Annotated in this window: 7 protein-coding genes; 2 read left to right on the top strand and 5 right to left on the bottom strand. The window is 68.6% G+C overall.

What is annotated here, in order from left to right; translation table 11 throughout:
- A partial coding sequence (locus tag VNT50_RS08640) for a LysR substrate-binding domain-containing protein (RefSeq protein ID WP_325484707.1) occupies positions 1 to 707 on the bottom strand: 707 nt, incomplete at its 3' end.
- A gap of 34 nt (positions 708 to 741) precedes the next feature.
- Between VNT50_RS08640 and VNT50_RS08635 the strand changes: the two genes are divergently transcribed.
- The gene (locus VNT50_RS08635) at positions 742 to 1,137 is read left to right on the top strand and encodes a DUF1304 domain-containing protein (protein ID WP_325484706.1); all 396 of its coding nucleotides are present in this window, start codon (positions 742 to 744) and stop codon (positions 1,135 to 1,137) included.
- Positions 1,138 to 1,184: 47 nt separating this feature from the next.
- Here VNT50_RS08635 and VNT50_RS08630 read toward each other — a convergent pair whose 3' ends face one another.
- From VNT50_RS08630 to VNT50_RS08620, 3 genes are all read right to left on the bottom strand, one after another.
- The gene (locus VNT50_RS08630) at positions 1,185 to 1,793 is read right to left on the bottom strand and encodes a thermonuclease family protein (RefSeq protein WP_325484705.1); all 609 of its coding nucleotides are present in this window, start codon (positions 1,791 to 1,793) and stop codon (positions 1,185 to 1,187) included.
- 96 nt (positions 1,794 to 1,889) lie between these two features.
- Positions 1,890 to 2,297, bottom strand: a complete 408-nt coding sequence (locus VNT50_RS08625) for a transferase (RefSeq protein WP_325484704.1) — start codon at positions 2,295 to 2,297, stop codon at positions 1,890 to 1,892.
- Between the two features lie 101 nt (positions 2,298 to 2,398).
- Entirely contained in the window at positions 2,399 to 2,746 is a 348-nt protein-coding gene (locus VNT50_RS08620; protein ID WP_325484703.1) for a nuclear transport factor 2 family protein, read from the bottom strand.
- Between the two features lie 108 nt (positions 2,747 to 2,854).
- Here VNT50_RS08620 and VNT50_RS08615 point away from each other — a divergent pair, with 108 nt between their 5' ends.
- Positions 2,855 to 3,292 carry a hypothetical protein gene (locus VNT50_RS08615; protein WP_325484702.1) on the top strand — a complete coding sequence of 146 codons (438 nt, stop codon included), beginning with the start codon at positions 2,855 to 2,857 and terminating at the stop codon, positions 3,290 to 3,292.
- A gap of 43 nt (positions 3,293 to 3,335) precedes the next feature.
- Here the strand turns inward: VNT50_RS08615 and VNT50_RS08610 are convergent, their stop codons facing one another.
- Positions 3,336 to 3,509, bottom strand: a complete 174-nt coding sequence (locus VNT50_RS08610) for a hypothetical protein (protein ID WP_325484701.1) — start codon at positions 3,507 to 3,509, stop codon at positions 3,336 to 3,338.
- Between the last annotated feature and the right edge of the window lie 191 nt (positions 3,510 to 3,700).

Raw genomic sequence — 3,700 nt, 5'->3', positions numbered from 1 at the left:
CGGACGATGCCGACGAATGTCTCCACATCGGCCGTTGTGCGGTGCGATTCCCACGCGAGCGCCACGGTCGAGGCGGGTGCTCCGCGGAGCGGGCGGAACGTGACGTCTTTGCGATGGTGGAGGCGCGCGAGCGACATCGGGACGATCACGACCCCGACTCCCGCCGCCACCGTCTCGATCGCTTCGGCGGTGTCGGCGGGGGGAGCGAAGGCAGGGGCGAGAGTTCCCGGGATGCCGAGATCGCCGAGCGCGTCGTGACGGGGGACGATCACGACCTCGCCCGCGAGGTCGTCCGGGTCCAGCTCGTCGGCGACCGTGAGCGCCGAATCGAGAGAGACGACCACGACGGTCACCTCGTCGTAGAGGGGGATGGTGCTGAGTCCCTCCGGGTCGATCGGGAGCCGCACCAGCGACGCGTCGACCTCGGCGAGGGCCCCGCGCTGCTCTGCGACGGCGACCGGCACGAGCTCGAGCGGCACGTGCGGCATCCGCTCCTTCCAGGCATCGATCCACTTGCCGGGCGTGGCACCGGGGATGGCGCCCAGCCGGAACGTCCGGGGCTCCTCGTACGACGGCGCGGGGGCCGGTTGCGGCTTCGGCGCCTTCTTCGGCTTGGTCGCGGGGGAGGCTGATCGGGCGGATGCGGGACGCCGGGCCGCGGCATCCGATCGCCCCTTCGCGCGCTTCGCGGGCCGTCCCTTCGTCATTCCGCAAGCGTAGTGCGGCCGGTATGGTCGGCTCATGATCGCCATCCTCGCCACCGTCTTCGCGGCGCTCGCCGCCCTGCTGCACGTCTACATCTTCGTGATGGAGAGCGTGCAGTGGACGCAGCCGAAGATCTGGAAGCGCTTCGGGGTGGCCGACCAGGCCTCCGCCGACATCACGAAGCCGCTCGCGTACAACCAGGGCTTCTACAACCTGTTCCTCGCGATCGGCACGACGATCGGCATCGTGCTCTTCTGGGCCGGCGGGGATGGCGCGGGCGCCGCGGCCGGCAAGACCCTCGTGCTCTTCAGCCTGGGTTCGATGGTCGCCGCATCGCTCGTGCTTCTCACCTCGGGCAAGGGCTATGGGCGGGCGGCGCTGACGCAGGGTACGCTGCCGCTGATCGGCTTCGTGCTGTTCGCGTTCGCGTGAGCCTGTTTCGCTCCTGAGCCTGTGTCGCTTCGCGTAGCGCCGTCCCGTCAGCAGGCGGACCACTGGCCCGCGCCCGCGGCTTGGGCGGCCGCCTGTGCCGACACGAACAGCGGGTAGTGGGCCTCGTTCGGCCACACGCGGAGCGCTTCGGCATCGCCTGCGGCGACGAGTTCGTAGTTCACGAAGCGGCCGTCATCCGCCCAGAGGTAGAAGAGCCGGCGTTCGTAGTGATCCCAGGTCTCCCGATCGAGCCCCACCCAGACCGTCGCGCCCTCGGGCGCCAGCGCCGCGAGATGCGATCGGGCCTCGTCGGCCCAGCACTCCACGGTCGGCGTGCCCTCCGGGGTGTCGATGCCGATGAGCCGCACGCGGATCGGTGCGGTGGTGGTGACGACGTCGTTCGGCGCGGAGTGCTGCAGCTCCACCGTGTCGCCGTCGAACACGTGGCGCACGGTCATAGGGAACGCGTCGGCGGGGCGCGCCGGAATGGATGTGATCTCGGTGACCGCGACATCGGGCGCGGGCGGTGCGTCCTCGCCGGTGATGGCGGACAGCATCCCCGCGGCCTCCGGTCGTGCCGCCAGCCACAGGAGGCCGCCCGCGACCGCGAGCACGACGAACACCGATCCCCAGCTCTGTCGTCGCCTGCGCCCCACGGACGCAGACTAGCGCGGGCCGCCGACGGGTCGGACGGCGCGCGTCGTCGAGGCGTGCGTCTCCCGGCCCGCTACGCGCCATGCGTCTTCGGGCCGCTACGCGGCCAGGCGCAGGCCCCGGCGGTCGGTCATGACGTTCTCGCCATCGGGGATGATCTCGTCGTCGCCGATCAGCGCACCCCCGGGGACGCGGGCGCCCGTACCGACGTGCGTCCGCACGCCGATGTGCGCGCGGGGGCCGATCGCGGCGCCCGAGCCGATGTGGGCGTGCGCATCGATGTGCGCCTCAGGGCCGATCACGGCGTCGGGCTCGATCCACGCGCCGCGGCCGATGCGGGCACCCGCCGCGACCTGAACGCCGGGTTCCACATACGCTCCGGCCTCGACGAGCGCGTCCGGATGCACCTTCGCGCCGTGCGCGATCAAACCCCGACCGTTCGCGTGCTTGCGGTAGCGCAGCGTCTCGCCGCGGTCGTTCTCGATGTCGACGTAGTTCTTGCCCACGATCCCCTCCTGCAGCCCGAATGAGCCGAGTAAAGATACAACCTCGGCCTCTGGTTTTTCATTCCCAGGAATGCGCTTCGGGCTGTCGTACGCCGAAGCGCTCACCGGTCGGTGACGGGTGTCCCTTGGTGGAAGCGCAGTTGGAGACGGCCATCCGTCGTCTCCCACACGGATGAGTGCCGGCTATCGCCGCCCGCGCCGCGGATGAGATACGTCACGAGTGTGAGGTTCGGCGCCAGCGCCGAGAACTGCCATTCATCCGTCGTCGGGTCGCCGCGATCGGTCTCATCCGCGAGGGCAGCAACGATCTCGTTGCGCGTCCATCGGCGTCCTGAACGGCCGATCTCGATGAACTCGGGGTGAAGGAGTTCGTAAACCCGACGCGAGTTACGACGTACGGCAGGAGTCAGGAGTTCCTGTTCCGCAGCACGGATGAGCGAGAGATCCATTTGCTCAGCTTGGCATTCCTCTCCCCGCGCCGGCCTCAAGGAGGTCACGGTGCTCCACTTAGCCAGAGCGGGGCGATGGTGATGGCGGTGATGGCAGGATGTGGATTCATGAGCCGCACAGCATGGACACGTGACGTTCGGGTGCGTGGCGCCCGGATCGTCAGTGGAATCGCGATCGTCTCAGCGATCGCTTTCATGTTGACGGCGTGCGTGGGGCACGCGGCTCACGTTCCGACTCCCACCTCGGAGAGCGACTCACAGATGGACCCGGCGCAACGTGACGCGCTTGTGCAGAAGTGCATCGGCGACGCGGAGACGGGAACGATTGAGGCAAAGACGGAAGACGCCCGCGTCGCGCAACGCGACGACGGCCGGTGGCTCGTCAGCGTGCCGATGAAGTACCAGGCTCTTGCCTACGGTGAGCAGCACTGCGTGATCGTCGACGCGCCAGGCGGTCTGAGAAGGGATGGCCTTGACGACGGCAAGGCGTGGCCGGAAGGAGACTTTGAGAAGTGGCTCGCGGCAGACCGGCTCTGGTGGGAATGATGGCCGCGAGTGATGCTCCTGCTAGGCGCCGTCCGAAGGCTACTTATCCGGCCCCCTGCTGGCTGTGGTCAACGACGTCTGGTTCAGCCCGCAGCACGTCGGCGATCTCTTCCTCAGGACGTGGCGCAATAGTCTCGTCGGCCTCGAGCTTCGGGACGGTCGGCTCATCCGGGCCGGGAATGTGCTCCTGAGAGGAGTGCTCGTTGTGGGCAGACACGGCGAATCCTTCGGTCGGCTACATGCACAGCGTATGCCGATTTCGCTGCCGCATAGCCAGAAGTCGCGGGTGCATCCTCTGCCGCGCCCAGGGCGTGCTCGACGCTCACGGACGCGCACTGTGGCTGACATTGGCCGTCGACTCCTCGAGCTCCGGCCGAGGGAGATCAGTCCTAGCGCGATGTTCCGGTC

Source organism: Microbacterium sp., assembly GCF_035554235.1.
Classification (GTDB): domain Bacteria; phylum Actinomycetota; class Actinomycetes; order Actinomycetales; family Microbacteriaceae; genus Microbacterium.
The sequence above is the reverse complement of the archived record's forward strand: the minus strand, read 5'-3'. Positions and strand labels throughout refer to the sequence as shown.